This is a genomic window from Amycolatopsis sp. NPDC049691, assembly GCF_040675005.1.
Classification (GTDB): domain Bacteria; phylum Actinomycetota; class Actinomycetes; order Mycobacteriales; family Pseudonocardiaceae; genus Amycolatopsis.
Genome location: NZ_JBFANX010000030.1, coordinates 45,595 through 70,231, shown reverse-complemented (window position 1 = coordinate 70,231; position 24,637 = coordinate 45,595). Strand labels below are relative to the sequence as shown.

The 24,637-nt window shown below is 71.2% G+C and carries 21 protein-coding genes; 12 read left to right on the top strand and 9 right to left on the bottom strand.

Going from position 1 to position 24,637, the window contains the following annotated elements:
* Positions 1-60: 60 nt before the first annotated feature.
* The 7 genes from AB0J40_RS42765 to AB0J40_RS42735 all read right to left on the bottom strand — a co-directional run bounded on the left by AB0J40_RS42765 (position 61) and on the right by AB0J40_RS42735 (position 9,685).
* Positions 61-1,149 carry a HoxN/HupN/NixA family nickel/cobalt transporter gene (locus AB0J40_RS42765; RefSeq protein WP_364465628.1) on the bottom strand — a complete coding sequence of 363 codons (1,089 nt, stop codon included), beginning with the start codon at positions 1,147-1,149 and terminating at the stop codon, positions 61-63.
* 56 nt (positions 1,150-1,205) lie between these two features.
* Positions 1,206-2,135: an N-acetylmuramic acid 6-phosphate etherase gene (locus AB0J40_RS42760; protein ID WP_364465523.1), complete on the bottom strand. Its 930-nt coding sequence runs from the start codon at positions 2,133-2,135 to the stop codon at positions 1,206-1,208.
* 23 nt (positions 2,136-2,158) lie between these two features.
* On the bottom strand, positions 2,159-3,160 hold the full coding sequence (locus tag AB0J40_RS42755) for a MurR/RpiR family transcriptional regulator (RefSeq protein ID WP_364465521.1): 1,002 nt from the start codon (positions 3,158-3,160) through the stop codon (positions 2,159-2,161).
* A 211-nt stretch (positions 3,161-3,371) separates the two neighbouring features.
* Entirely contained in the window at positions 3,372-5,102 is a 1,731-nt protein-coding gene (locus AB0J40_RS42750) for a serine hydrolase (RefSeq protein WP_364465626.1), read from the bottom strand.
* A gap of 47 nt (positions 5,103-5,149) precedes the next feature.
* Positions 5,150-6,415 (bottom strand): DUF1343 domain-containing protein, encoded by a 1,266-nt coding sequence (locus AB0J40_RS42745; RefSeq protein ID WP_364465519.1) that lies wholly within the window; start codon positions 6,413-6,415, stop codon positions 5,150-5,152.
* On the bottom strand, positions 6,412-8,151 hold the full coding sequence (locus AB0J40_RS42740; protein ID WP_364465624.1) for a glycoside hydrolase family 3 N-terminal domain-containing protein: 1,740 nt from the start codon (positions 8,149-8,151) through the stop codon (positions 6,412-6,414). The genes AB0J40_RS42745 and AB0J40_RS42740 overlap by 4 nt, the downstream gene beginning before the upstream one ends.
* 703 nt (positions 8,152-8,854) lie before the next feature.
* Positions 8,855-9,685, bottom strand: coding sequence for an HAD family hydrolase (locus AB0J40_RS42735; protein ID WP_364465517.1), 831 nt, complete (start codon positions 9,683-9,685; stop codon positions 8,855-8,857).
* A 613-nt stretch (positions 9,686-10,298) separates the two neighbouring features.
* Between AB0J40_RS42735 and ssd the strand changes: the two genes are divergently transcribed.
* From ssd to AB0J40_RS42690, 9 genes are all read left to right on the top strand, one after another.
* Positions 10,299-11,372, top strand: coding sequence for a septum site-determining protein Ssd (gene ssd, locus AB0J40_RS42730; protein WP_364465515.1), 1,074 nt, complete (start codon positions 10,299-10,301; stop codon positions 11,370-11,372).
* Between the two features lie 172 nt (positions 11,373-11,544).
* On the top strand, positions 11,545-12,060 hold the full coding sequence (locus tag AB0J40_RS42725) for a hypothetical protein (RefSeq protein ID WP_364465513.1): 516 nt from the start codon (positions 11,545-11,547) through the stop codon (positions 12,058-12,060).
* Positions 12,057-13,208, top strand: coding sequence for a TadA family conjugal transfer-associated ATPase (locus AB0J40_RS42720; RefSeq protein WP_364465511.1), 1,152 nt, complete (start codon positions 12,057-12,059; stop codon positions 13,206-13,208). The genes AB0J40_RS42725 and AB0J40_RS42720 overlap by 4 nt, the downstream gene beginning before the upstream one ends.
* 31 nt (positions 13,209-13,239) lie before the next feature.
* The gene (locus AB0J40_RS42715) at positions 13,240-13,998 is read left to right on the top strand and encodes a type II secretion system F family protein (protein WP_364465509.1); all 759 of its coding nucleotides are present in this window, start codon (positions 13,240-13,242) and stop codon (positions 13,996-13,998) included.
* Entirely contained in the window at positions 13,995-14,717 is a 723-nt protein-coding gene (locus AB0J40_RS42710; RefSeq protein WP_364465507.1) for a type II secretion system F family protein, read from the top strand. Before AB0J40_RS42715 ends, AB0J40_RS42710 begins: the two co-directional genes overlap by 4 nt.
* 27 nt (positions 14,718-14,744) lie before the next feature.
* On the top strand, positions 14,745-14,909 hold the full coding sequence (locus AB0J40_RS42705) for a DUF4244 domain-containing protein (protein ID WP_091389387.1): 165 nt from the start codon (positions 14,745-14,747) through the stop codon (positions 14,907-14,909).
* A gap of 20 nt (positions 14,910-14,929) precedes the next feature.
* Complete coding sequence (locus tag AB0J40_RS42700) at positions 14,930-15,265, top strand: TadE family type IV pilus minor pilin (RefSeq protein ID WP_364465622.1); 336 nt, start codon at positions 14,930-14,932, stop codon at positions 15,263-15,265.
* The gene (locus AB0J40_RS42695; RefSeq protein ID WP_364465504.1) at positions 15,252-15,617 is read left to right on the top strand and encodes an Rv3654c family TadE-like protein; all 366 of its coding nucleotides are present in this window, start codon (positions 15,252-15,254) and stop codon (positions 15,615-15,617) included. The genes AB0J40_RS42700 and AB0J40_RS42695 overlap by 14 nt, the downstream gene beginning before the upstream one ends.
* A 675-nt stretch (positions 15,618-16,292) precedes the next feature.
* Positions 16,293-16,910: a bifunctional DNA primase/polymerase gene (locus tag AB0J40_RS42690; protein ID WP_364465502.1), complete on the top strand. Its 618-nt coding sequence runs from the start codon at positions 16,293-16,295 to the stop codon at positions 16,908-16,910.
* A gap of 83 nt (positions 16,911-16,993) precedes the next feature.
* On the opposite strand, the gene AB0J40_RS42685 is transcribed toward AB0J40_RS42690, so the two are convergent.
* Entirely contained in the window at positions 16,994-19,459 is a 2,466-nt protein-coding gene (locus AB0J40_RS42685) for a DEAD/DEAH box helicase (protein ID WP_364465620.1), read from the bottom strand.
* 349 nt (positions 19,460-19,808) lie between these two features.
* On the opposite strand from AB0J40_RS42685, the gene AB0J40_RS42680 reads away from it, so the two are divergent.
* The 3 genes from AB0J40_RS42680 to AB0J40_RS42670 all read left to right on the top strand — a co-directional run bounded on the left by AB0J40_RS42680 (position 19,809) and on the right by AB0J40_RS42670 (position 23,531).
* The gene (locus tag AB0J40_RS42680; RefSeq protein WP_364465500.1) at positions 19,809-22,103 is read left to right on the top strand and encodes a sodium-translocating pyrophosphatase; all 2,295 of its coding nucleotides are present in this window, start codon (positions 19,809-19,811) and stop codon (positions 22,101-22,103) included.
* A 145-nt stretch (positions 22,104-22,248) separates the two neighbouring features.
* Positions 22,249-22,839 (top strand): hypothetical protein, encoded by a 591-nt coding sequence (locus AB0J40_RS42675; protein ID WP_364465498.1) that lies wholly within the window; start codon positions 22,249-22,251, stop codon positions 22,837-22,839.
* A gap of 41 nt (positions 22,840-22,880) precedes the next feature.
* Positions 22,881-23,531 (top strand): hypothetical protein, encoded by a 651-nt coding sequence (locus AB0J40_RS42670; RefSeq protein ID WP_364465496.1) that lies wholly within the window; start codon positions 22,881-22,883, stop codon positions 23,529-23,531.
* 18 nt (positions 23,532-23,549) lie between these two features.
* On the opposite strand, the gene AB0J40_RS42665 is transcribed toward AB0J40_RS42670, so the two are convergent.
* The gene (locus AB0J40_RS42665; protein WP_364465494.1) at positions 23,550-24,356 is read right to left on the bottom strand and encodes a serine protease; all 807 of its coding nucleotides are present in this window, start codon (positions 24,354-24,356) and stop codon (positions 23,550-23,552) included.
* Positions 24,357-24,637: the final 281 nt, after the last annotated feature.

Below are 24,637 nucleotides of genomic sequence, written 5' to 3'. Positions count from 1 at the left end.
TGCCGCAGCAGCACCGGCTCTTCACGATCGCGCCGGACGTCCCGACCGTCGCGCTGGGCGTCAACCGGACAGCTTCGCCGACCACTTCTCTTCGATCCGCCCGAACCGCCACACCGCGAGTGCGATGACCCACGTCACCACGAACAGCCCGACGATCCCGAACCCGACGTAGTCCAGGTCCACCGAGGCGATCGCGGCCAGCGGCCCGGACGTGATGGCCAGCTTTTCGGCGAGGATCGAGACCAGCTCGATGGTCCCGATGACGAACGCGACGGCGACCGACAACGCCGTCACCGTGATGTTGTAGAAGATCTTGCGCACCGGCTTCGCGAACGCCCAGCCGTAGGCGAAGTTCATGAAGCAGCCGTCCACGGTGTCGAACAGGCTCATCCCGGCCGCGAACAGGATCGGCAGCACGAGGATCGCGTACCAGGGCAGGGCGAACGTCGCGGCGCCCGCGGCCAGCACCAGCAGCCCGATCTCGGTCGCGGTGTCGAAACCCAAGCCGAACAGCACCCCGACCGGGTAGATGTGCCACGGCTTGCGCACGGCCTTCGTCGCCCCGCGCAGCAGCCGGTTCATGACGCCGCGGTTGTCCAGCTGGTGCTCCAGCGCGGCTTCGTCGAAGTCGCCGTGGCGCATTCTCTTGAAGACCCGAAGGATGCCGATCAGCACGACGAGGTTGAGGATCGCGATCACGTACAGGAACACGCCGGACACCGACGTGCCGATGAGGCCGGTGGCGTTGTGCAACGCCGACGAGTCGTCCTCGACCTGCCCGGCCAGCGCGCGGACGCCCAGCGACAACAGCAGGCACAGCGCGAACACGATCGTCGAATGCCCGAGGGAGAACCAGAACCCGACCGACAGCGGCCGCTGGCCGTCGGCCATCAGCTTGCGGGTCGTGTTGTCGATCGCCGCGATGTGGTCGGCGTCGAACGCGTGCCGCATGCCGAGCGTGAACGCCGTGACGCCCAGCCCGATCCCGAACACGCCGGTCGTGCCCAGCGCGTAGTGGTGGGGTGCGACGAAGACCGCCAGCACCACCCAGCCCACGACGTTGAGGAGCAGGACGAACCCCGCCATCCCGCCGATGGACACCCACTCGCGGCGCGAAAGCCCGCGCCGCGAGTCGTCCGTCCCCGCCATCGCCCACCCGCCTTCCCTCATCTGAGAGGTTAGACAGGTGAGCAGATGAAGAGCAATCAGCTGGCGCGCACGCGCACCAGGTCCAAAGCCTTGCGGACATGTCCGCCCGACGTGTGCAACGCCTTCGCCGCGCTCGTGACGTCGACACCCGACAGCAGGTGCACCAGCGCCACCTTGAGGTCGCCCCCGGCCTCGGTGAGCGCGTCCGAGCAGTCCGCCATCGTCATGCCGGTGGCTTCCTGCAGGATCCGGATGGTCCGGCCGCGCAGCTTCGCGTTCGTCGCCCGCATGCTGACCATCAGGTTGGAGTAGGTCCGGCCCAGCTTGATCATCGTCGCCGTGGAGAACGACGTCAGGATCATCTTCTGCGCCGTGCCCGCCTTCATCCGGGTCGAGCCGGCGATCGCCTCCGGACCGGTGTCGACGGCGATGAGCACGTCGACGCCCGCGGGCTTGGCGGCCTTCGGGTTGCCCGAGACCAGGCCCGTCCGGGCACCCTGGCGCGACGCCGCGGCCAGCGCACCCAGCACGTACGGCGTCCTGCCCGACGCCGTGAGTCCCAGCACGAAGTCGCCCGGCTGGACCATCGCGGCCATCTCGGCCGCGCCGGCCCCGTCGTCGTCCTCCGCGTTTTCGACGGCGCTGCGCAGGGCCTTCTCGCCGCCGGCGTGATGCGCGATGAACCAGTCCGCCGGCACGTTGAACGTCGGCACCAGCTCGGCCGCGTCCAGCGTGGCCAGGCGCCCCGACGTGCCCGCGCCGACGTAGTGCACGCGCCCGCCCGCCCGCAGGGCCTCGACCGCGTAGTCCACCGCGCGCGCCACCTGGGGCAGCACCGCGGCGACCGCACCGGGGACCGTGCGGTCCTCGGCGTTGATCGCGCCCAGGATCCCCGCGGTGGACATCAGGTCGATGTCCGTGGTGCGGGGATTGCGGGTTTCGGTCGGCGAATCGACGTGCACCGCCTGCGTGGGGACGGTCATCATGCGCCTCACATTTTCTCCGGTCATTACTTGCCGGTTTCCCGCGGACGGCGACGACCGTCCGGCCTGACCCCCAAGCGGTGCGAGCCGACCGCGTCCCTGGTCGCGTCCAGGGCGCTGACCGACGCGTCCATGTGCCGCTGTGCGACGCCGATGAACAGGCAGTCGATGACGGTGAGCTGGGCGATGCGGCTCGCCGTCGCTCCCGAACGGAAGGTGGTTTCCCGCGCCGCGGTCGTCAAAACGTAGTCGGCGACCTCGGTGATCGGGGAGCGCGGGAAGTTCGTCACGGCGATGGTGATCGCGCCGTGCTCGCGCGCCACCCGCAGCGCCTCGACGGTGTCGGTGGTCGCGCCGGTGTGCGAGACGCCGATCGCGACGTCACCGGGGCTCAGCACCGCGGCCGAGGTGAGCATGATGTGCGTGTCGGACCACGCGAAGCACACGCGGCCGATCCGGTGCAGCTTCTGCTGCAGGTCCGCGGCGACGAACGCGCTCGCGCCCACGCCGTAGACGTCCACGCGGCCGGCGTTCGCGACGAGCTCGATCACGCGCTCCAGCGTGGCGACGTCGAGCTGGTCGGCGGTCTCTTCCACGGCGCGCGCGTCGGCGAAGCTGACCTTGCCGATGACGGCGGCCAGGTCGTCCTCCGGGCCGATCTCGCCGCCGAGGTTGCGGGTGGTCCGCGCCTCGGTGCGGGCGGTGTCCGCGGCCAGCGCGATGCGCAGCTGCGGGTACCCGCCGACGCCGACGGCCTTGCAGAACCGCGTGACGGTCGTCTCGCTCGTGTTGGCGGCCAGCGCCACCTCGGTGATGCTCCGTCTGGCCACCGCGGCCGGATCCTCGAGCACCACCTTCGCCACGCGCTGCTCGGCGCGGGCCAGACCGGGGAGCAGGGACCGGATCCGGACCAGCGGGCTGGCGTCCGCGTCCCGCACGGCCGGCTGGACCGATACGGGCTCGGACGGTGCCGTGCCGACTACGGATTCGGTATCACTCACCGTCGGAAAGTTACTAACCGTTGGCATCTGCGACAAGGCTACCCACACCCTTCGGTCGGATCGCAACCCGTCCGTGTCTGCGGATCTGGATTTGCGATTAATCACTGACCAGAAAGTCGCCAACCAGGTCGGTCTTGTTAACGAGGTCAAGCTAACGACTTGGCAACTTAGTGTCGCGGTGCAAACGGCAAGGAGACGGTAAATTCGGCCATAAGTTAGACGGTCGGCGACGGCGCCGTCACCTTGAGCTCAAGTGCCAACCCTCCGCGACGAACGCGGCGGGGTTTCGTTCACCGTCGAGGAGCGATCGGCCGCTCTCGGTGACTTTCACACCGTCGACCGAAACACCGCGGCCCGTGTAGTTCGGATCGGTGCTGTAACGCCAGCGCAGGCTCACCGAGGTGCCGCGCGGAAGCGTGCCCGCCGCCCGCCACCAGGCACGGTGCCCGTGCCCGGAGAGCGACGTCACATCTCCGGAGGGTGCACCCGGGCCGGATACCGATAGCGCGATCGGTTGCCAGTTCACCCCGTCGGTGGACGCCTGCAGCTGAAGTGGATCAGTGCTTCCCTCGGTGTCCACGAAGGCGTAAAAGGTCACGCGCGCTTGATCACTTTGCGTAGTAAAGGGACCGGTACTCAGTGTAGCGACACTCGCGTTACCCAGCGTGCTCGTCCAGGCGTCCTTCCCCGCCTTGGGCTCGACGGCCATCGCCCTGGCCAGCGACGTCGCCCACACCTGACGCGCGGTGTTGATCGAGCCCCAGTTCCGGGTCGGGTGCACGCGGTTGGTCAGCAGGATCGCGAAGGAGCGCGACTCGGGGTCGATGACCAGCGTCGTCCCGGTGAAGCCGGTGTGCCCGGCCGTGACCGGGGAGGCCAGCGCGCCCATGTACCAGGGCTGGTCGAGCTCGAAGCCGAGGCCGTGCGCGTCGTCCGGGAACTGCTGGTTGTAGTTGGTCAGCATCATCTGCCGCACGGTGTCCTCGCGGAGGATCCGGTGCCCGCGGTAGCTGCCGCCGTTGAGCATCGTCTGAGCGAGGACGGCCATGTCGTTCGCGGTGCTGAACACGCCCGCGTGCCCGGCGACGCCGCCGAGTGACCACGCGTTCTCGTCGTGCACGCTGCCGCGGACCATCCCGCGCGGCGGGTTGGCCTCGTACTCCGTCGCGGCGATCCGGTTCAGCTTCGACGCGGGCGGGTTGTACCCGGTGTCGACCATGCCGAGCGGCGCGGTGATCCGGTCGTGGACGACCTTGTCGAGGGTCTGCCCGGTCAGCTTCTCGACGATGAAACCGAGGGTGAGCAGGTTGATGTCGGAGTACAGGTAGGTCGTGCCCGGCTTGTTCTTCAGCGGGCTGTCGAGCACGGCCTGCCGCCGCGAGGGGATGTCCGGGTAGCCGGCCCACAGCGACGGGATCGGGTCGGCGTCGAACCCGGAGACGTGCGTGAGCAGCATCTTGACCGTGATGGCGGCCTTGTCGCCCGTGGCGAACTCCGGGAAGAACCGGCTCACCGGGGTGTCGATGGTGAGCTGCCCGCGTTCGACCAGCTGCAGCACGGCGATCGAGGTGAACAGCTTCGAGATCGACGCCATGTCGAAGATGGTGTCGTTCTGCATGGGGACCTGCTGGGCGGGAGGCAGCTCTGTGCCCGCGGCGTCGGCGTACCGCAGCGCGCCGCCGACGGCGTAGCGGTCGACGACCACGCCGTCGTGGGCCAGCAGGCCGACCGCGCCGGAGAAGTGCGGGTGCCCGGTCGCGTCCGGTTTCGTCCAGCTCGCCAGGAAGTCCTCGGCGGCCTTCAGCGGCGCCGGGTCGAGGTTGACCTCCTGCGGCCGTCCGTCGCGCAGGGTCGTCCACGGCGCGGCGAAGCCCTGCTGCGGCCGGTCGAAGCGGCCGGCGTCGTCGTGGCGTCCGATGGCGCTGGCTCCCGAATCCGACACAGTCAACGTGGTCAGCGCGACCAGCACTCCGGTGGCCGCGGCGATGACCTTCCTAGCACGCACGGAGTTCCCCCTCAGCGGTAGAGCAGGTAGTGACGACGTCTGCGGTCGAACTCGGCGAGCTCGGCCCGCCAGGCCCCGGTGACCTCGTCGACGCCCGCACCGGCGTCGACCATGGTCCGCAGCCGGTCGGACCCGGAGAGCTTGTCGATGTAGTTGTCCGGGCGCCAGGCGAAGACGTCCGGGTGCAGCGCCTTCGCCGTCACGAGCATGGCGACCGCGGTGCGGATGGCGTCGAAGACGCGCGGGTCGTCGACGCCGACCTGCACGCCTCCACAGGTCTGGTTGACGAACTTGCTGAACGTCGGCACGAAGTAGATCTCGCGGAACTTCGCCCCGGGCAGCCGCAGGTCTTCGAGCTTCTCGCGCCAGCGCCAGTCGAGCCCGGGCGCGCCGATGATCTCGAACGGCCGGGTCGTGCCGCGGCCTTCGGAGAAGACCGTGCCTTCGAACATGCCGGTGCCGGGGTAGACGAGCGCCGTGTCCGGCGTCGGCATGTTCGGGCTCGGCAGCACCCAGTTCAGGCCGGTCTGCGCGAAGAGCGTGTCGCGCTGCCAGCCGCGGACCTGCACGACGTCGAGGTGCGCGAGCTGGACGCCTTCGCCGGGTAGGAACTCCTCGGCGAAGAAGCGGGCCAGCTCGCCGACGGTCATGCCGTGCTGCTGGACGATCGGTTTCCGGCCGATCCCCGAAGCGAACTTCGGGTCGAGCAGCGGGCCGGCCGCCCGGCCGCCGATCGGGTTCGGCCGGTCGAGCACGACGAAGGCGGCGTTCGTCTTCGCGGCGGCCACCATCGCGGTGTAGAGCGACCAGATGTAGGTGTAGAAGCGCGCGCCGACGTCGGCGATGTCGAAGACGACCGTGTCGACGCCAGCTTTGGTGAACAGCGTCGCGAGCTTCGTCGCGTCGACGCCGTACGCGTCGTACACGGGCACGCCCGTGCGCGGGTCCGTGTAATCGCCTTCGGAGCCGCCGGCCTGCGCGCTGCCGCGGAAGCCGTGCTCGGGCCCGAAGGCCGCGACCGGCTTGACGCCGGCCGCGACCATCGAGTCGACGATGTGGTCGCCGTTCAGCAACACGCCGGTCGGGTTCGACAGGACGCCCAGCTTGCGGCCCCCGAAGGACCGCCAGCCCTGGGCGGCCAGCTGCTCCGCGCCGGTGAGGACCCTCGTCGGACGGGCTTGCTGTTGGGGCTCGGCTCCGGCCACCGCGGAGCCGCCCGCCAGGGCCGGGACGGCGAGCGCGCCCGCGCCGAGGAAGTGGCGCCGGTTCAGGCTCACCAGGTCAGCCCGTGGCCGAAGGGGTACTTGACGGTGTGCACGTCGGCGCCCGCCGGGATGTCGACCGGCAGCTTCCCGACCGGCTTCGTCTCGCCGAGGATCACCTTGGCCAGGGCTTCGAGCGTCGGCCCGATGTAGCCGTAGGTCGCCAGCCAGGTCTGCACGGCGCTCGGGTAGCCGGCGTCGTACGGGATCTGCGCGGCGACCGCGACGACCGGCTTTCCGGTGGCCTGCAGCGCGTTCAGCAGCTTGGTCTGCAGGGGGAAGCCGCCGATGTTGTTGGTCAGCACGACGACCAGGTCGACGTTCTTGGCGTTGGCCACCGACTGCGCGATCTGGGCGTCCGTCGGGGCCTGACCGGTCTGGTACGCCGTCGCGGCCGTGCCGTGTGCGGTCAGCTTCTGTGCGAGCGTCGCCGTCGTGGAGACGCCCCAGCCGGTGACGAGCGCCGTGGCGGGCTTCTGCTTCAGCGGCAGGAAGCCGGCGTCGTTCGCGATCGCCGTGATGCCGCGGTCGGCGATGTCCTGCGCGGTGGCGACGTGCGCCGGCGTGCCGACGGTCTTCATGACCCGGTTCGGGTCGACGAAGGGCGCGAAGAGCATGCCGCTCTTGAACTTGAGCTTCAGCACGCGCAGCACGCTCTGGTCGATCCGCTGCATCGGGATGTCGCCGGTCTTGACGGCGTTGAGCACCGAGTTGATGGCGACGTCGAGGTGCACCGGCATGAGCAGCTGGTCGACGCCCGCCTTGAGCGCGAGGACGGGGATCTCGGCGTCGCTGTGCATCTCGCGCACGCCCTGCATCTCGAGGGAGTCGGTGATGACGACGCCGTTGTAGCCGAGTTCGTTCCGCAGCTTGCCGGTGACGATCGGCTTCGACAGCGTGGCGGGTTCGAGCGACGGGTCGAGGCTGGGGAACTGGATGTGCGCCGTCATGATCGAGTCGATGCCGGCCTTGATGGCGGCCTTGAACGGCGGCACGTCGGTCGCCCGCCACTGGTCCTCGGTGCTGTCGATCCGCGGCAGCCCGGTGTGGCTGTCGGTCGGCGCGGCGCCGTGGCCGGGGAAGTGCTTCGCGGTCGCGGCCACGGACTTCTGGAAGCCCCCGACCTCGGCGGTGACGAAGTCGCTGGCCAGGCCGGGCTGCCCGGCGAAGGACCGGACGCCGATGACCGGGTTCACGGGGTTGGAGTTGACGTCGGAGTCGGGCGCGAAGTCCTGGTTGATGCCGACGGCCCGCAGCTCCTGGCCGAGGATGGTCGCGGCGTTCGTCGCGCGGCTCGTGTCCCGGCCGGCGGAGATGGCCATGGCGTTCGGGAACTCGGTGGCCGGCGCGCCCATCCGGGTGACGGTGCCACCCTCCTGGTCGGCGGCGACCTGCAGCGGGATGTGCGCCCCGCTGGTGATGGCGGCCTTCTGGAGGCCGTTGGACAGCTTCGCCACCTGGACGGGGTCGTCGAAGTTGTCGCGGGTGTCGTTGTTGAAGTAGATGACGCCGCCGAGGTGGTACTTCCGGACGACCTGAGCGGGGGTGTCGACCCCGAAGTCGGTCTGGTTCTTCGGGTTCACCTCGTCGGCCGACTTGCCGTTCACCCACGTCACGAACAGCTGCCCGACTTTTTCTTCGAGCGTCAGCCCCCGCAGCACCTGCGACGCCGCGGCTTCCGCCTGCGCGTCGGCGCTCACCCGCGGTGCGCTCGCCGCGGTCGCGACACCCACACCGGTGAGGGCGAGCACCCCCGCGACGGGCAGGGCGAGCGCATGGAACCTCCGATTTCGGGTCGTCACGACCAGCCTCCCAGAAAGTTGCGGGCGCCCGGCGGACGTCAGAAGTCCACTCGGAGGCGCCAGTATCGGGAAGCTACTCACCGAATCCGTCGATGTCCATCGACCGACCGCACGAACGGTCCAGTCGTACCCGGATCGGTAGGAAAGTCGCCGTTCGCAACATGTGCATCGGCCGAACGGCCTGCGGACCACCTCGGCGACTGGGCTGTACCCGGCTTTCTCACCGCCGGGCTTTCCGCATAGACGAGGCGGCGCCCGTGACCCCGAAGGGTCAACGGGCGCCGCCTGCAAGCGCGAACTTCTCGGGCGACCAAGCGTGCAACTCTGGTCGTACCTACATGGACTCGGCGTGTGGCGTCCCACTACGCAGTCCCTAGACGACGAGCCTCCCGCGGCGCGCTGCGCGTGGGTACCCGGAGTCCGCGCACGGAGGTTTGCCGGGGTGGAACAGGCTTCTCTTCTACCTGCTCCCTGGCCGACCGAACGTCCGCACCTACTTTCTACGCCGTGAGCCCGGTCACTTCAAGTGCGCGGATGGGTGCACCGGTACAGAGGCTGGATCGGGTGACACCGGCACCCTGCGCGACGGACAATTCGGGGCTGGGCCAAGCAAAGCGGAGGCCCTGCGGCCGTGTGGGTGGCGGCTGATCGGCTATCGGGACCGACGGCGACGGTTGAGGCCGTACCAGGTCGCCCCGGCCGCCACCGCGCCGACGCCGAGCGCGACCATTCCCGCCGACCGGGCCGGGAGCCGGCTGCGCAGCGACATCGGCCGCTCGAAGGCCAGGATCGGCCACCCGCGCTCGAGGGCCTCGCGCCGCAGGAGCTTGTCCGGGTTGACCGCGTGCGGGTGCCCGACGACCTCGAGCAGCGGGATGTCGGTGCTCGAATCGGTGTAGGCGAAGCACTCGGCGAGGTCGTAGCCGTGGGTCGCGGCGAGCTGCTTCGCGGCGACGGCCTTGTTGGCGCCGTAGCAGTAGAAGTCGACTTCGCCGGAGTAGCGGCCGTCGACGATCTGCATCCGCGTCGCGACGCTGCGGGTCGCGCCGAGCATTTCCGCCACCGGCGCGACGACCTCCTCGCCGGTCGCCGACAGCACGATGACGTCGTGCCCGTCCTCGCGGTGGCGCGCGATCAGCTCCGCCGCCTCCGCGTACACGAGCGGGTCGACGACGTCGTGCAGGGTTTCGCGGACGATCGCCGAAACCTGGGCGACGTCCCAGCCCGCGCACAGCGCGGAAACCTCGGCCCGCAGCCGCTCGGTCTTGTTTTCGTCGGCGCCGGCGAGCGAAAACACCAGCTGCGCGTAGGCGCTGCGCAACGCGGCGCGACGGTTGATCAATCCTTCTTTCAGCAAGGGCTTGCTGAACGCCAGCGCGCTCGACGAGGCGATGATCGTCTTGTCCAGGTCGAAGAACGCGGCCACCGCGTGCTCCGGGCCCGGCTTCCGGATGCGCGACGGCGCACTGCTCGGTTCGGCCACGTGCCCAGGATAGGAGCTTGATCGCGGCGCGTCCCGTTGATCCACCACCCGCGCGGCGCGGCGGGCGGAAAATCCATGACAGGAAGGCACTTCCGGCGCGCTGTGCCGTTATCGAACTGTGTGCCTCGCCCGGCGCGCGAACCGGCCACCGGCGGAGTTACAGTGATGGAGCCCGGTGTCCAACCGGGCCGGTTCAGTCCGACCCCCCGGGGCTGAACCCACGGCGGCCCCCGTCCCTCCCCCCTGGCGGGGGCCGCCCTCTTAACTTTCCTCTTACCTTTCGGTTCGGCCCTTCGGCGCGCGCCGATTTGCCTTCCTCTTACCTTTCTCGGTTCCGTTTCCCCAGGCGGTCTCGCGCATTCTTCGATTTGGTCGAAACCTTCGAATGCGGGTATTCGTCCGGCTTTCCCGCCGCACGTGCGTCGCGGGCGGGCGCGATCTTGCCACACCCCACCGGCAGAACCGGCTCCCGAGCCGCCCGCCGGGCCCCAGTTGTCCACAACACCCCGGTTGTCCACAGCCGCCCGTCCGACCCGTTGCGCCCCCGAGCCGCCGCCCGCGACGGTGGAACCCGGGCCACCCACGGCCCGCACCGACGACGGGGGAGGAACACATGACGGGGGAACGACCGCTCGTGGTCGCCGCGGACGAAACCGTGCTCGACGAAATCCTGCGCGTGGCCGCGGTCGCGGGCTGCGAGCTCGACCGGGCACCGGACCTGACGGCGGCCCGCGGCCACTGGGCCAGAGCGCCGCTGGTGGTGCTCGACGAAGAAGCCGCGCGGCTGCCACCCGTGCTGCCCAGGCGGGCCGGGATCCTCCTGGTCTGCAAGGGCAGTCCGGGGCCGCGGACGTGGGAGAGCGCGTTCCGCGGCGGCGTCGAGCGCGTGATCTCGTTGCCGGACGAGGAGACCGAGCTCGCGGGCGCCTTCGCCGACGTCGTCGAGACCCCGGCGGAGGAAGCCGGCCTGGTGCTCGGCGTGGTCGGCGGTCGGGGCGGCGCGGGCGCGTCCGTCTTCGCCGCGGCGCTGGCGCTGGCGGCCGACCGGGAGCCGGGCGGCGCGCTGCTGGCCGACTGCGATCCCCTCGGCGGCGGGCTGGACCTGTTGCTGGGACTGGAAAAGACCCCGGGGCCACGCTGGTCGGAGGTCCGGCTGAGCGGCCGCGTCTCGGTGTCGTCGCTCGCGGCGGCGCTCCCGCAGCGAAGGCATCGCGGAGGCAGCTTGCCGGTGCTGGCCTGCGGCCGGCAGGGCGAAGGCCCCGCGGTCGAGTCCCTGTCGGCGGTCCTCGCGGCCGGCCGCCGGTCGGGCCGCACGGTGGTCTGCGACCTCCCGCGCGCACTGGGCGACGCGGCGGCGGAAGCGGTCGCGGTGGCCGACCTCGTCGTGCTGCTGGTGCCGGTGGAGTTCCGCGCCTGCATGGCGGCGAAACAGGTGCTGCGGCAACTCTCGGCGTTGACGGCCCGCCTCGGCGTGGTCGCGTGTGGACGGTCCAGCACCGGCGTCGCGGCAGACCGGACGGCCGGCCTCCTCGGCCCGCCGCTGCTGGCATCGATGGAGCCCGAGCGCGGCCTGGCAACAGCAATCGAGCGCGGCGAGTTCCCGGCCAAACCGGCGGGCCCCCTGGCAACAGCGGCAGCAGAGATCCTGACGGTGGCACGCCGCGAAGCCCGGGCGGCAGCCCGATGAGCGCCGGCCTCCACCCGCCGGCCCCACCGATCAGGGTGGCCCAGCTCCTGCTGCCCACGGTCCTGGCGCTAGCCGGCCGCGGCCCCCAGAGCGCGGCGAACTTCCTGACGGTGCTGGCAGGCACCCGCGTGACGGCCCACGCGGGTAACACCCCGGCGACGGGAGTGCGACGGTGACCACCGACTTCGTCGACCGCCGCCATGCGCGAGAACTCGTGCTGCCCACGACCATCGCCGGCCGCGGCCCGCTGAGCGCGGTGAATTTCTTGACCGTGTTGGCGGGCACTCGTGTGACGGCCCACTTCGGTGACCGCCGCTCAGTAGCGGAGCTTCCGCTGTCCACGGCCATCGCCGGCCGCGGCCCGGTGAGCGCGGCGAACCTCCTGACGGTGCCGACAGGCACTCGTGTGACGGCCCGCTCCGGTGACCGCCGCTCAGTAGCGGAGCTTCCGCTGTCCACGGCCATCGCCGGCCGCGGCGCGGTAAGCGCGGCGAACCTCCTGACGGTGCCGACAGGCACCGGCGTGACGGCCCGCTCCGGTGACCGCCGCCCGTTAGCGGAGCTTCCGCTGCCCACAGCCATCGCCGGCCGCGGCCCGGTAAGCGCGGCGAACCTCCTGACCGTGCTGGCCGGCACCCGCGTGACGGCCGACTCCGGCGATACCCCGGCCACGGGGGTGAGACCGTGACCACCGACTTCGTCGACCGCGTCCGCAACCGTCTCGCCGGCGACCGTCGCCAAGCCGATCCGGTCGCCGTCGCGACGGCCGTCCGGGCCGAAGCCGGCGGCGCACTCGGCCACGACGCGGTGCTGGATGCGGCCCGCCGGGCCCGCGACGAGTTCGTCGGCGCCGGCCCGTTGGCCCCGCTCCTGGAGAACCCGGCGACGACCGACGTGCTCGTCACCGGGCCGGCCGAGGTCTGGACGGACGGCCCGGAAGGCCTGACCCGCACCGGCATCCGGTTCCAGGACGAAGAAGCCGTCCGCCGGCTGGCCCAGCGCCTCGCGCTGGCGGCCGGGCGCCGCCTCGACGACGCACAGCCCTATGTGGACGGCTGGCTCCCCGGGGCCGGCCCCCACGGCCGCATCCGCGTGCACGCCGTGCTCCCACCGGTCGCGGCGAACGGCACGTGCCTGTCGCTGCGCGTCCTCCGCCCGGCGTCGCATGACCTGGCTTCGCTGCAGGAACTCGGCGCGTTCGACGAGAACGGCGCGAAGGTGCTGCGGTCGGTCGTCTCCCGCCGAATGGCGTTCCTCGTCACGGGCGGCACGGGCGCGGGCAAGACGACCCTCCTGGCCGCGCTGCTCGGCGCGGTCGACCCGGCCGAGCGGATCGTGTGCGTCGAGGACGCCGGCGAGCTGCACCCGGCGCACCCGCAGTTCGTCAGCCTCGTCGCCCGGCCGGCCAATGTGGAGGGTGCGGGCGCGGTGGGCCTGCCGGAGCTCGTCCGCCAGGCCCTGCGCATGCGACCCGACCGCCTGGTGGTCGGCGAGGTCCGCGGCGCCGAGGTGGGCGCGCTACTGGCGGCGATGAACACGGGCCACGACGGCGGCGCGTGCACGGTCCACGCCAACTCCCCGGCCGAGGTGCCGGCCCGCATGGAGGCACTGGCCGCACTGGGCGGCTTGGGCCGTGACGCGGTCCACAGCCAGCTCGTCGCGGCGATCCGCGTGGTCCTCCACATGCGTCGCGACCCTGGCGGCAGGCGACGCCTTGCCGAAGTGGGGGTGCTGCGGCCCGAACACGGCCGCGCCCGAGTCGTCCCGGTGTGGCGCGCGGGCCGCTGGACGGTCGACCGCCACCTCTTCGTCACGACGGGAGCGATCGCATGCTGAGCCCGCTCCACTTCCCAGGCCGGAGGCCGCGATGATCACCCCGTGGTTCCCGCTGTGCGTGGGAGCGGCGTTGGCGTGCTGGCCCGCGGCCCCGAGCCGTCTCCAGGCCGCGCTCGAGCCACCGGCGACGTTCCGCTTCCCCGACGTGTGGCGCGTACTCCGATGGCTGCTCCCCGCGGCCGTGGCGGGCCTCCTGGCAGGCGCGGGAGGAGCGATTGCGGCGGGAGTCCTGACGCTGGCCTGGCACCAAGAGCGGCAAGCCCATCGCCGCACGGCCGCGGAAACAGAGCTGGCAGCCCACACGGCAACGGCCCTGCGCACGATGATCTCGGAGCTGCGTTCCGGCGCCCACCCGGTGACGGCGGCAGAGGCAGCGGCCGAGGTGGTCCCAGCGCTGGCAAAGGATCTGCACGCGCTGGCCACATCGGCCCGCCTGGACGGAGAGCTGAAGGCACCGGCCCTCCCCGAACTGGCGACGGCGTGGACATTGGCCAAGCGCCACGGCCTCCCGATGGCAGAGGTCCTGCAAGCCACCCACCGCGACGCGGAGGCAAGGCTGACATCAGCCCGCCGAACCCGCGCGAAGCTGGCAGGCCCCCAAGCAAGCGCGGCGGTCCTCACCGGCCTCCCAGCGCTGTGCGTGCTGCTCGGTCAGGTGATGGGCGCATCCCCGCTGCAGGTCCTGACAGACAGCGCACCGGGCCAGCTGCTCTTGGTGGCGGGCAGCATCCTGCTCTGGGCGGGAACAGCATGGTGCAGGGCATTAACGAGCCGGGCGAACCTCCGATGACCGCGACCGCCCTCCTTCTCTGCGCCGCGGCTCTCCTCATCTGGCCGACCGACTCGGCCGCCGCGAGGCGATTCGCCTGGCTGTCCGGCACCCCAGCCCCCGAACCCCCCAAGTGGCCCCGAGCGATCCCCCACCTCGCGACCACCGTCGGCGGCATCTCGACGGCAATCCTCATCGGCGGATTGCCCGGCGTGGTCGTGGGCGCCCTGGTAACCGCCGCCGGGTGGTGGGCCATTCGCCGCACTCGGCAGCCGCGCGCACCCACCCTCGGCACAGCGGCCAAGCTCCGGCTCGCTGGAACGCTGGATCTCCTCTCGGCCTGCCTCCGTGCCGGACTGCCGGTGCCCTCGGCGCTCGACGCGGTAGCCGACACCGCGCCGACCGAGGCGGGCGCGGCCCTCCGTTCGACCGCCGGCCTGCTCGCCCTCGGCTCCACCGCCGAGGAGGCCTGGGCACCGGTGCAAACCGTCGCGGGGTTCGGCGAACTGGCGGCCGCGGCGATCCGGACATCCCGTTCCGGGGCCGCGTTCGCCACGGCGGCCGCCGACCTCGCCGGACGGTTCCGCGACGAGCTCGCCACCGAAGCGGAGGAACGCGCGGAACGAGCCGGCGTGGCCCTGGCACTGCCCGTCGGCCTGTGTTTCCTGCCGGCCTTCTTCTGCCTGGGCGTGCTGCCGGTCGTGATCGGCCTGGCCGGACGTCTCGGCCCGCTCTTCTGACCACCGACAAGTACTGAAGGGAAACCCATGCGCGCGCCCCGCTCCGACGACGGTTCCACCACGGTCGAGTACGCGATCGTCACGGTCGCCGTCGCGGCTTTCGCGGCCGTCCTCTACACGCTCCTCACCGGCGACTCGGTCGTCTCGTGGCTGACGAACCTGGTCATGAAGGCCCTGACGGTGCCGTCGTGAGCCGAAGAGACGAAGGGGCGGTGACGGTCGAAGCAGCTCTCGGCCTGGCCGGTCTCACGCTGGTGACGGTCCTCTTGGTCGCAGGCCTCACGGTCCTGACGAGCCAGCTCCGCTGCACGGACGCGGCCCGCGAGGCAGCGCGGCTGGTGGCCAGAGGCCAGCCCCAAGAGGCGGCGTCGGCGGTCCACCAGATCGCCCCACCGGGCGCGAACCTCGCCATCCGCCACGACGGCGACGCGATAACGGTCGAGGTGAGCGCCCACCCAGCGGGCGGCCTACTGCCGTCGATCAACCTGAACGCAACGGCGTACGCGGTGGCCGAACCGGGAACGGAGGCCGCCGATGCGCCCGGCTGACGAAAGCCCGGACAGCGGCGTGGCCACCATCTGGACGGCGATGGCGGTGGCCGCACTGACCGGAGTAGCGGTCCTCGGCTGCTGGCTAGCGGCCGCGGTCCTCGCCCGTCACCGAGCGGAGACAGCCGCCGACCTGGGCGCACTCGCAGCGGCCTCACACGCGGCAGAAGGCCCAACCCAGGCCTGCGAGCGCGCGAGGTGGATCGCGGACCGCATGGCGGTCACGCTGGTGACGTGCAGATGGCAGCAACTGGACGCCTTCGTAGAGGTGCAGGCACCGGGCCTGACATTCGGCGGCCTGCCCGGCCCCTCCGCCAGGGCCCGAGCCGGACCCACCGGCCAGCCGCCGTGACGGCTGGGTGACCAGGGGCTCGCCGGACTCACCGACCAGCTGCCGAGACCAGCTGGTCAGCGAGGCGCGCCGACCAATCGGCTGGCCACCGTGGCCGGCGTCGGCCAGAGCCGAGCCGCCCCACCCGGGCAATCCGCCTGCACCACCGCCCGGGCGGCGCCACCACGACCACCGGTGCCACCACGACTACCGGCGCTACCACGACCACCGGCGCCACCTCACCGTGGCCGCCGACCGCTCACCGGGACCCTCACGTGCCGCCCGCTCGGCGGACGCCGACCGGTCGGTATGCCACGGTGACCGGCTGATCCGTCCGGGCGGACGATAAGTGGCCAATTGTCACGGGCAGCGGTCGGTAGTGCACGGCGAGCGGTCGAACACGCTGCTCACCTGGGCCGATACCCCGCGCGAAAGCCGCCGCCCAGCCGATCAACAAGGTCCCGCTCCTGGGGATTCGCACGACGAACGGTCTGTGGGCGGCTGCCGCTCACCGTCGATCCGCAGCCGCCGGGTTCGGTCGGGCCGTAGGGACTACCGGGCGTTCATCGCCGCGTAACCACCGGTTGTCGCGCGGGGGTTCCGGGCAATGTGCAACTTGCCGTTAAGTGAGATGTGCGACACCACGGCAGGGTCCCAGCGGGTCGCGGAGAACCGGAACCTAAGGCAGGAAAGACAATGTTGGACGCGAATTGGCCGGACAGCTGGCGCGGCGCCTTCCGCATCGAACTGCGGGCGGAGGCGATCGGTCTCGCCTGGCGTGGCTGGCCGGTGCTCCCGGGCGTCAACCCCGCTCCGCTCACCGAAGGCGACGACCTCACCTGGCGCCGTCCGGTCCCGGCCAGTGACGCCTGGCGCGAGCAGATCGGCACCCACGCCCACGAGGTCGCCACCTGGTTCTCCGACCGGACCCACAGCCTCCTCGTCGCCACCGGCACCGTCCTCGACGCCATCGAGGTCGACGACGAACTCGGCAAGCGCGCCTGCCGCCTGCTGCGCGCCATCGGGCACCCCGCCCCGATCATCGCGCTGCCGAACGGCCGGTGGCTCTTCCTCACCACCGTCGCCGACCACGTGCCGGCCGAGCTGGCCGCCCGCCCGTCGATCCAGTGGCACGGCAAGGACAGCTGGATCCCGCTGCCGCCGTCGCCGTTCCAGCACGGTGTCGTGCACTGGCGCGTGAAGCCCGAGGTCTGCGGCTGGCAGCTGCCGGACGCCGCCGAGGTGCACGACGTGCTCGTCCGCGCCCTGGCTGGTGCCGAAGCCCCGCAGCTGGTCCAGTCCACCGCGGCCTGAACCACCCGAACCACCGCCGACGGCCGGTCCCAGCCCGGCCGAGGCGGAGCACGGCACAACTCCATGAACCACCATGTGGCCGTCTAGGCACCGTGTTGACGCAACGCCCCGAGCACGGTTCCCAAGACAGCCACTGCCCCCGCCTTGTCCAGCGGATCGTTGCCGTTCCCGCACTTCGGCGACTGGACGCAGGACGGGCATCCCGTCGGGCACTCGCAGGAGACGATCGCCTCCCGCGTTGCGGCCAGCCACGGGACAATCGCGGCATAACCGCGTTCGGCGAATCCCGCACCCCCGGGATGGCCGTCATGCACGAACACCGTCGCCTCCCCGGTGTCTTCGTGCCACGCGGTACTCACCCCGCCGATGTCCCATCGGTCGCACGTAGCGAACAGCGGTAGCAGGCCGATCGCCGCGTGCTCGGCGGCATGCAGGGCACCGGGGACTCGTGCCGGAATCAGTCCGGCACTCCCCGGTGCCCTGCCACCCTCGTGAACGGGCCCCCGACCGTTCGCCAGGGGTTCCTCCCCGGTCCCCGCCGGCCCCGCAGATTCGGTCCCCACCCGATGGCCCCCGGTCCCCGCCTCACCATCGGCCCCAGACCCGCGGGAAACCGCCGCCGAAGCCCTCGGACGTCCTCCGGCGGCGACGGCCGGCCCCAGCAGCGAAGACGAGATCGTGTACCAGACCGCCCGCGTGCGCAGGCTCTGCTCCGGCAGGTCCAGCGGCGTGTGGTCCAGCACCTCACCCGACGGCCGCCGCCGCAGGTAGCCGACCACCTGCGACGTCACCGCCACCTCGCCGAGGCACACGCTCACCCCGCCGAACTCCTGCTTCTCCTGCGTGCTCAGCACCGCGATGTCCACGATCTCGCGCGGGGTCGTCGTCCAGTCCGGGTTCTCCGCGTGGACCATCGCCAGTCCCGTCTCCAGGTCCAGCTCGTCGACGACGTACGACGACCCCTGGTGCAGGTACACCGCGCCGGGGTGGACCGCGAAGCACGCCGACCCCGGGTCGACCGTGCCCAGCATCCGCCCGGAGTCCGACTCGACCACCGCGATCTGCTCGCCGCCCGTGCCGCGGATCCCGACCTCGGCGTGCGGCCGGTCGCGGGACGTCCAGTACCAGCCGCTCGACCGGCGCCGCAGCAGCTTCTGCTCCGCCAGCTCGGCCAGCACCTCCCGGGCCGCCTCCCCGCCGAACATCTCCAGCTCGGGGACGGTCAGCGGCAGCTCGGCCACGGCGCACGCGAGCTGCGGCGCCAGCACGTACGGGTTCGCCGGGTCGAGCACTGCCGTCTCCACCGGCCGCGACAGCAACGCCGCCGGGTGGTGCACCAGATACGTGTCGAGCGGGTCGTCCCGCGCGACGAACACCACGAGCGCCGAGTCGCCGGACCGACCCGCCCGTCCGGCCTGCTGCCAGAACGACGCGAGCGTGCCCGGGTAGCCGGCCAGCACCACCGCGTCCAGCCCCGCGATGTCGACGCCGAGCTCCAGGGCGTTGGTCGTCGCGACGCCCAGCAACCGGCCCGACAACAACGCCGCTTCCAACGCGCGACGCTCCTCCGGTAGGTAGCCAGACCTATACGCCGCAACGGTTTCCGCCAGGGCAGGGTCCACTTCGGACAGTATGCGACGCGCACCCAGCGCGGCCAGCTCGGCGCCCCGCCGGGACCGGATGAACGCCAGTGACCGCGCGCCTTCGACGACCAGGTCGGCCAGGATCCGCGACGTCTCCGCGCCCGCCGAACGCCGGACCGGCGCGCCGTTCTCCCCGGTCAGTTCCTCCAGCAGCGGCGGCTCCCACAACACCACCGTCCGGGCGCCGCGCGGCGAGGCGTCCTCCGTCACCGCGACACAAGGCACGCCGGTCAACCGCGAAGCGAACGAAGCAGGCGAAGCCGTAGTAGCCGACGCGAGTACGAACACCGGCGAAGCGCCGTAGTGCTCGGCAACGCGCCGAAGCCGGCGAAGCAGCAGAGCGACGTGCGAACCGAAGACGCCGCGGTAGCTGTGGCACTCGTCGACGACGACGCAGCTGAGCCGCCGGAAGAAAGTCGCCCATCGCCCGTGCTGCGAAAGGATCCCGCGGTGCAGCATGTCCGGGTTGGTGAACACCCAGTTGGCGTGCGCGCGCACCCAGTCGCGCTCGACCATCGGCGTGTCCCCGTCGAAGGACGCCGCCCGCACGCCGGGGATGTCCAAAGAGGACACCGATCGCAGCTGGTCCGCGCCCAGCGCCTTCGTCGGCGACAGGTACAGCGCGTTCGCCTTCTCGCCCGCGGCCAGCCGCGACAGCACCGGCAGCTGGTAGGCGAGCGACTTGCCCGACGCCGTGCCGGTCGAAATCACGACGTGGCGGCCCTCGTACGCGTGCGACGCCGCCTCCGCCTGGTGCGCCCACGGCAGCGAGACGCCGCAGTCACCGAACGCGCTCACCACCGCCGGGTCGGCCCACGACGGCCACGGCACGCACGTCGCGGACCGGCCCGGCAGGTCCGCGACGTGCGTGACCGGGTCTTCGCGCGCGGGGATGCCGGCGGTCACCCGCCCCAGCAGCCGCCGGCCCCGTGATTCGTCCACCCGCCGAGCTTGGCACAGGGGTACGACAGTTCCGGAGATCACCGGAGCGCCAACGGAATCCGGCCAGAGGGATCGATCAAGTGAGGAGGCTCACAAGGTAACGGAATGTGCTGTCCCGGGGACGCCTTAAAGGCGCTGGTTGCGATACCAATACACTCCCGCAATCCACACCCTCTGTGGTGAGCGTCATGCGAGACGTGCATCGCCGCACGGCTAGCGTGTCGCTCGGTACAGGGTCCATGCCAGCGCCGGCCGTGTCGAACCCTCGGCTTGCCGTCGACGCTGGCGCACGGCGACGTCTCCTGGAGGACGAATGTCACGGCAGTTCCTCGCGGAGGGCGGGTCCATCACGCTCTCCGGAGGTGGCTACACGATTGTCGGTGTAGTCGCCGTGGTCGCGCTTGCCGCACTCGTCATCGGCTACGTCCTGCTCAAGGAGGTGCTGGCCGCAGGCCAGGGCACCGCCAAGATGCAGGACATCGCCAAGGCGGTGCAGGAAGGCGCGGCCGCTTACCTCAAGCGGCAGCGGAACACCCTCGCCATCTTCGGCGTGATCGTGTTCCTCCTGCTCTTCATCCTTCCCGCGGACGACTGGAACGAGAAGATCGGCCGTTCGATCTTCTTCCTGGTCGGTGCGGGTTTCTCGTTCGCGATCGGCTACCTCGGCATGTGGCTGGCCACGCAGGCGAACCTGCGGGTCGCCGCCGCCTCGCGTGAGGAGGGCGGCCGCGAGAAGGCGATGCGCGTCGCGTTCCGCACCGGTGGCGTGGTCGGCATGATCACCGTCGGACTCGGCCTGTTCGGTGCCGCGGTCGTCGTGCTCGTCTACACGGGCCAGGCGCCGAAGGTGCTCGAGGGCTTCGGCTTCGGCGCCGCGCTGATCGCGATGTTCATGCGTGTCGGCGGCGGCATCTTCACCAAGGCCGCCGACGTCGGCGCGGACCTGGTCGGCAAGGTCGAGCAGGGCATCCCGGAGGACGACCCGCGCAACGCCGCGACCATCGCGGACAACGTGGGCGACAACGTCGGCGACTGCGCCGGCATGGCCGCGGACCTCTTCGAGTCCTACGCCGTCATGCTGGTCGCCGCGCTGATCCTGGGCAGCACCGCCTTCGGCGTGCACGGCCTGATCTTCCCGCTGATCGTGCCGGCGATCGGCGTGATCACCGCCGTCATCGGTGTCTACATCACCAAGGCGCGCGCGGGTGAGGGCGGCCTGGTCACGATCAACCGCTCCTTCTACATCTCCGCGGTCATCTCCGCCGTCCTGTCGGCGATCGCGGCGTTCGTGTACCTGCCGAGCAGCTTCTCCGACTTCGGCGCGGGCTTCGAGGGTTCGGGCAACCCGGCGGTCATCGCGACCGTCGCGGTGATCATCGGCATCGTGCTCGCCGCGGTCATCCTGAAGCTGACCGGCTACTACACCGGCACCGAGTACAAGCCGGTCAAGGACGTCGGCCGCACCTCGGAAACCGGCCCGGCGACGGTCATCCTGTCCGGCATCTCGGTCGGCTTCGAGTCCGCTGTGTACACCGCGATCGTGATCGGCGCGGCCGTGTTCGGCGCCTACCTGCTGGGCGGCGGCATCGCGCTGTTCGCCGTGGCGCTGGCCGGCACCGGCCTGCTGACCACGGTCGGCGTCATCGTCGCGATGGACACCTTCGGCCCGGTTTCGGACAACGCGCAGGGCATCGCCGAGATGTCCGGTGACGTCGACGAGAAGGCCGCGCAGATCCTCACCGAGCTCGACGCGGTCGGCAACACCACCAAGGCGATCACCAAGGGCATCGCGATCGCCACGGCGGTCCTCGCCGCGACGGCGCTGTTCGGGTCCTACTCGGACGCGATCACGAAGACGCTGTCGGGCATGGGCAACGGCGTGGTCACCGGTCTCGACGCGGCGAAGTCGTTCGTCAACGAGATCGTCAGCCCGAACACGCTGGTCGGCGTGATCATCGGTGCGGCCGTGGTGTTCCTCTTCTCCGGCCTCGCCGTCAACGCGGTCTCCCGTGCGGCCGGCGCGGTGGTCTACGAGGTGCGCCGCCAGTTCCGCGACATCCCGGGGATCATGGAGGGCACCACCCGTCCCGAGTACGGCAAGGTCGTCGACATCGTCACGCGCGACTCGCTGCGCGAGCTGACGACGCCGGGTCTGCTGGCGGTCTTCGCCCCGATCGCGGTCGGCTTCGGCCTCGGCACCGGCGCGCTCGCCGGCTACCTGGCCGGCGCGATCGCCTGCGGCACCCTGATGGCGATCTTCCTCGCCAACTCCGGTGGCGCGTGGGACAACGCGAAGAAGCTGGTCGAGGACGGCAACCACGGTGGCAAGGGCTCGTCCGCGCACGAGGCCACCATCATCGGTGACACCGTTGGTGACCCGTTCAAGGACACCGCCGGCCCGGCGATCAACCCGCTGATCAAGGTGATGAACCTGGTCTCCGTGCTGATCGCGCCCGCCGTCGTGCAGTTCTCGATCGGCCCGGACGCCAACACCGCGGTGCGCATCATCATCTCGCTCGTCGCGGTCGCGGTGATCGTGGCGGCGATCGTGGTGTCGAAGCGGCGGGGCACCGTCATCTCCGACACGCCGGCCGAGGTCAAGGCCTGACGAACCACCCCGGGCCCGGCACGCAGCGTCGCGTGCCGGGCCCGGGGCGTGTCAGGCCATCCCACACTGGCTCGGCGACTTGCGAAGCAGCACCGAGTCGGTACCGTCGGCCCTTCCGGGACGTCGTCGAGCAGGAGGTGTTCAGGTGCGGCCGCGGTCAACCGTCTTCGCCGCCCTAACCACGACGATCACGATCGGCCTCGCCGGCTGCGGGCAGCAGGCTCCCGCGCAGTCGCCGGCGCGGGACCAGGGTCTGTCGGTGACGACCGTGGTGCCGCAGGCCGACCCCGCGGCGAGATGGGCGGACGCCTACTGCGGTGCGGTGACGCACCTCGTCCGCGCACTGGCGGCCCTGCCGACCGTCGACCCCAGCACGCCGGCGCAGGCGTCCCGGACGTCCAGTGACCTGCTTTCGTCCGTGGTCGGCGGTCTCGACCAGAGCCTGGCCGGCCTGAACGCGCTCGGCGCGCCTCCGGTGCCGTCCGCGGACGGCGGCCGCGAGCACGTCATCGGCCAGTTCGCCGAGATCCGCACGCAGGCGGAGAACGCCCGGCAGCGCATCGACGCCGTTCGCGGCGACGCGGCGGCGACGAAGGAGGCGCTCGGCGAGGCCAAGGCCACGCTCGACCGCATCGACGCGCTCGACTACCTCACGGGCCTCAAGGGCGTGCCGGCGCTGGCCGCGGCGGAGCAGCGCGCTCCGGCGTGCCGCCAGCTCGATCAACCGCCCAGGTGAAGATCTCGCGCCGAATCGAACTTGTGTTCTAGTATGGCGCGGTGGATCGGACGATCTCGCTCTTTTCCGCCGAGGCCAGCGGGCCGGGCCTGGGCGACCTGGCCGGCCTGTTGTGCTGCCACGGCCAGATCACCGGCTTCGGGCGCACGGCCGCCCGGCTGTCGGTGGTCGTCGAGGAGCCGTGGCGGGCGCACGTCCTGGCGCGCGAGTTCCGCTGCCGCGGCGCCGACGCCCAGGTCTCGAAAGCCGACTGCGGCAACCCGCAGGTCCGCACGTCCTTCCGCGTCGACCTGCTCCCGCTGGCGCTGCGGTGGCTGCGTGCGGGCTGCGCGGGCCCGGCGGAGGACGACTCGGGCAAGGCGGTGCCGGACGGCTTCCGGCTGAGCGGGGCGATGCTGCGGATGTGGGTGCTCGCCGGCGGCCGCCCCGGCACGCAGGGCTACCTGCTGGGCGTCGACCCGCTGGCGCCGGGTATGCACGAGCGGCTGGTCGAGGCACTGACGCCGCTGGGCGTCACGGCGAAGCTGACCGGCCCGAAGGCCGAGGTCCCGGCCGTCAAAGTCACCGGGAAACGCCGTCTGGAGGCGCTGCTGGAACTGATCGGGGAACCGCCACCGGGCGCCGAAGCGGCGTGGCCGGGCGCGGCACCGAAGCCGGTCCCGCACCCGGAGGCCGTGACGAGCACGGCCTGACCGGGCGCGGGTGGCGCGTCAGGGTCGGGGCAGGGTGCAGCCGGCCTGCGTGAGGGCGATTTCGTTGGCCGAGGTGAGGCACGCGGGAATGCCGTAGGTCTCCTGGCCGTAGTTCGTCTTGTAGTGCACGGTGACGTTCCCGGCCTGGTCGACCTCGCACGGGTTGTTCTCCGTGCAGCGCTCGCCGTCCTCGTTGCCGGTGTTGTTCACGCCGACGACCTTGCCGCCGGAGACGATCGGCGAGCCCGACGTGCCGCCGATGGTCTGGCACGCGGACGTGTAGCGGATCGAGTCCTTCCAGGTCCAGCTGCCCTCCCTCAACCGGTAGACGAACCCGTCGATGGTGCAGGAGTAGATCCGCTTCCAGTAGCCGGAGACGACGTCGATCGCGGCGCCGGCCGTCGGGTGCGCGTTGGACAGCTCCAGCGGCGAGATCCCGTAGCTCGACTTGATCTGCGCGTAGGTGGTGGTGAGCTGGTAGAGCGACACGTCGGTGTCGGTCATCGTCCCGTAGACGATCTTCCTGGCCCGCAGCGTGCCCGCGTTGCCGCCGCTGGAGTTCAGCAGCGTGAACGTCCGGCTCGACGACCGGTTGGTGATGACCTGCCCGGGCGCCGGGAAGCCGGTCTCGAGGCAGTGCCCGTTGGACAGGACGAGTGCGGGGGCGGAGTCGGGCGTCGCGGCCGGTTTGACCACCGAGCCCGAGCAGTTGGACAGCGCTACCGTGCCGGCGAAGTTCGCCGCGGCCGCGCTTGCCGGGGTCGTCCCCAGTAATACTGTGGCGGTCGCGGCGGTGAGCAGGGCGCCGAGGAGGCGTCGGGTCATGGCGGATCCTTTCGGCTGGGCGGGGAAACCAGTGAAGCGGTGACGTCCCCGCGCTCACCACCGTCGAACGGAGGGTATCCGGACGGTCACGCGCTAGGCTGCGCGGGACGTGGCCGAAATCACGTGGCAGGTACGTTGGGGAAACATCGTCGAGGTCAGCGGCGATGCGCTGGGCACAGGACCGGCGGCGTGTTGGGCCACCTCCGCGCCGTCCGGGCCGGAACAGCGTGCACACTGGCAGGTCGAGACGCGGGCCCTTGGCAGGGACGTGGTGCAGTTCC

What these genes read in the sequence shown, in the direction of transcription:
- AB0J40_RS42705 (WP_091389387.1), top strand. Translation starts at nt 14,745, where the DNA reads ATGCGCGCGCCCCGCTCCGACGACGGTTCCACCACGGTCGAGTACGCG.
- AB0J40_RS42715 (WP_364465509.1), top strand. Translation starts at nt 13,240, where the DNA reads ATGATCACCCCGTGGTTCCCGCTGTGCGTGGGAGCGGCGTTGGCGTGC.
- AB0J40_RS42690 (WP_364465502.1), top strand. Translation starts at nt 16,293, where the DNA reads ATGTTGGACGCGAATTGGCCGGACAGCTGGCGCGGCGCCTTCCGCATC.
- AB0J40_RS42755 (WP_364465521.1), bottom strand. Translation starts at nt 3,160, where the DNA reads ATGCCAACGGTTAGTAACTTTCCGACGGTGAGTGATACCGAATCCGTA.
- AB0J40_RS42760 (WP_364465523.1), bottom strand. Translation starts at nt 2,135, where the DNA reads ATGATGACCGTCCCCACGCAGGCGGTGCACGTCGATTCGCCGACCGAA.
- ssd (WP_364465515.1), top strand. Translation starts at nt 10,299, where the DNA reads ATGACGGGGGAACGACCGCTCGTGGTCGCCGCGGACGAAACCGTGCTC.
- AB0J40_RS42710 (WP_364465507.1), top strand. Translation starts at nt 13,995, where the DNA reads ATGACCGCGACCGCCCTCCTTCTCTGCGCCGCGGCTCTCCTCATCTGG.
- AB0J40_RS42765 (WP_364465628.1), bottom strand. Translation starts at nt 1,149, where the DNA reads ATGGCGGGGACGGACGACTCGCGGCGCGGGCTTTCGCGCCGCGAGTGG.
- AB0J40_RS42695 (WP_364465504.1), top strand. Translation starts at nt 15,252, where the DNA reads ATGCGCCCGGCTGACGAAAGCCCGGACAGCGGCGTGGCCACCATCTGG.
- AB0J40_RS42665 (WP_364465494.1), bottom strand. Translation starts at nt 24,356, where the DNA reads ATGACCCGACGCCTCCTCGGCGCCCTGCTCACCGCCGCGACCGCCACA.
- AB0J40_RS42680 (WP_364465500.1), top strand. Translation starts at nt 19,809, where the DNA reads ATGTCACGGCAGTTCCTCGCGGAGGGCGGGTCCATCACGCTCTCCGGA.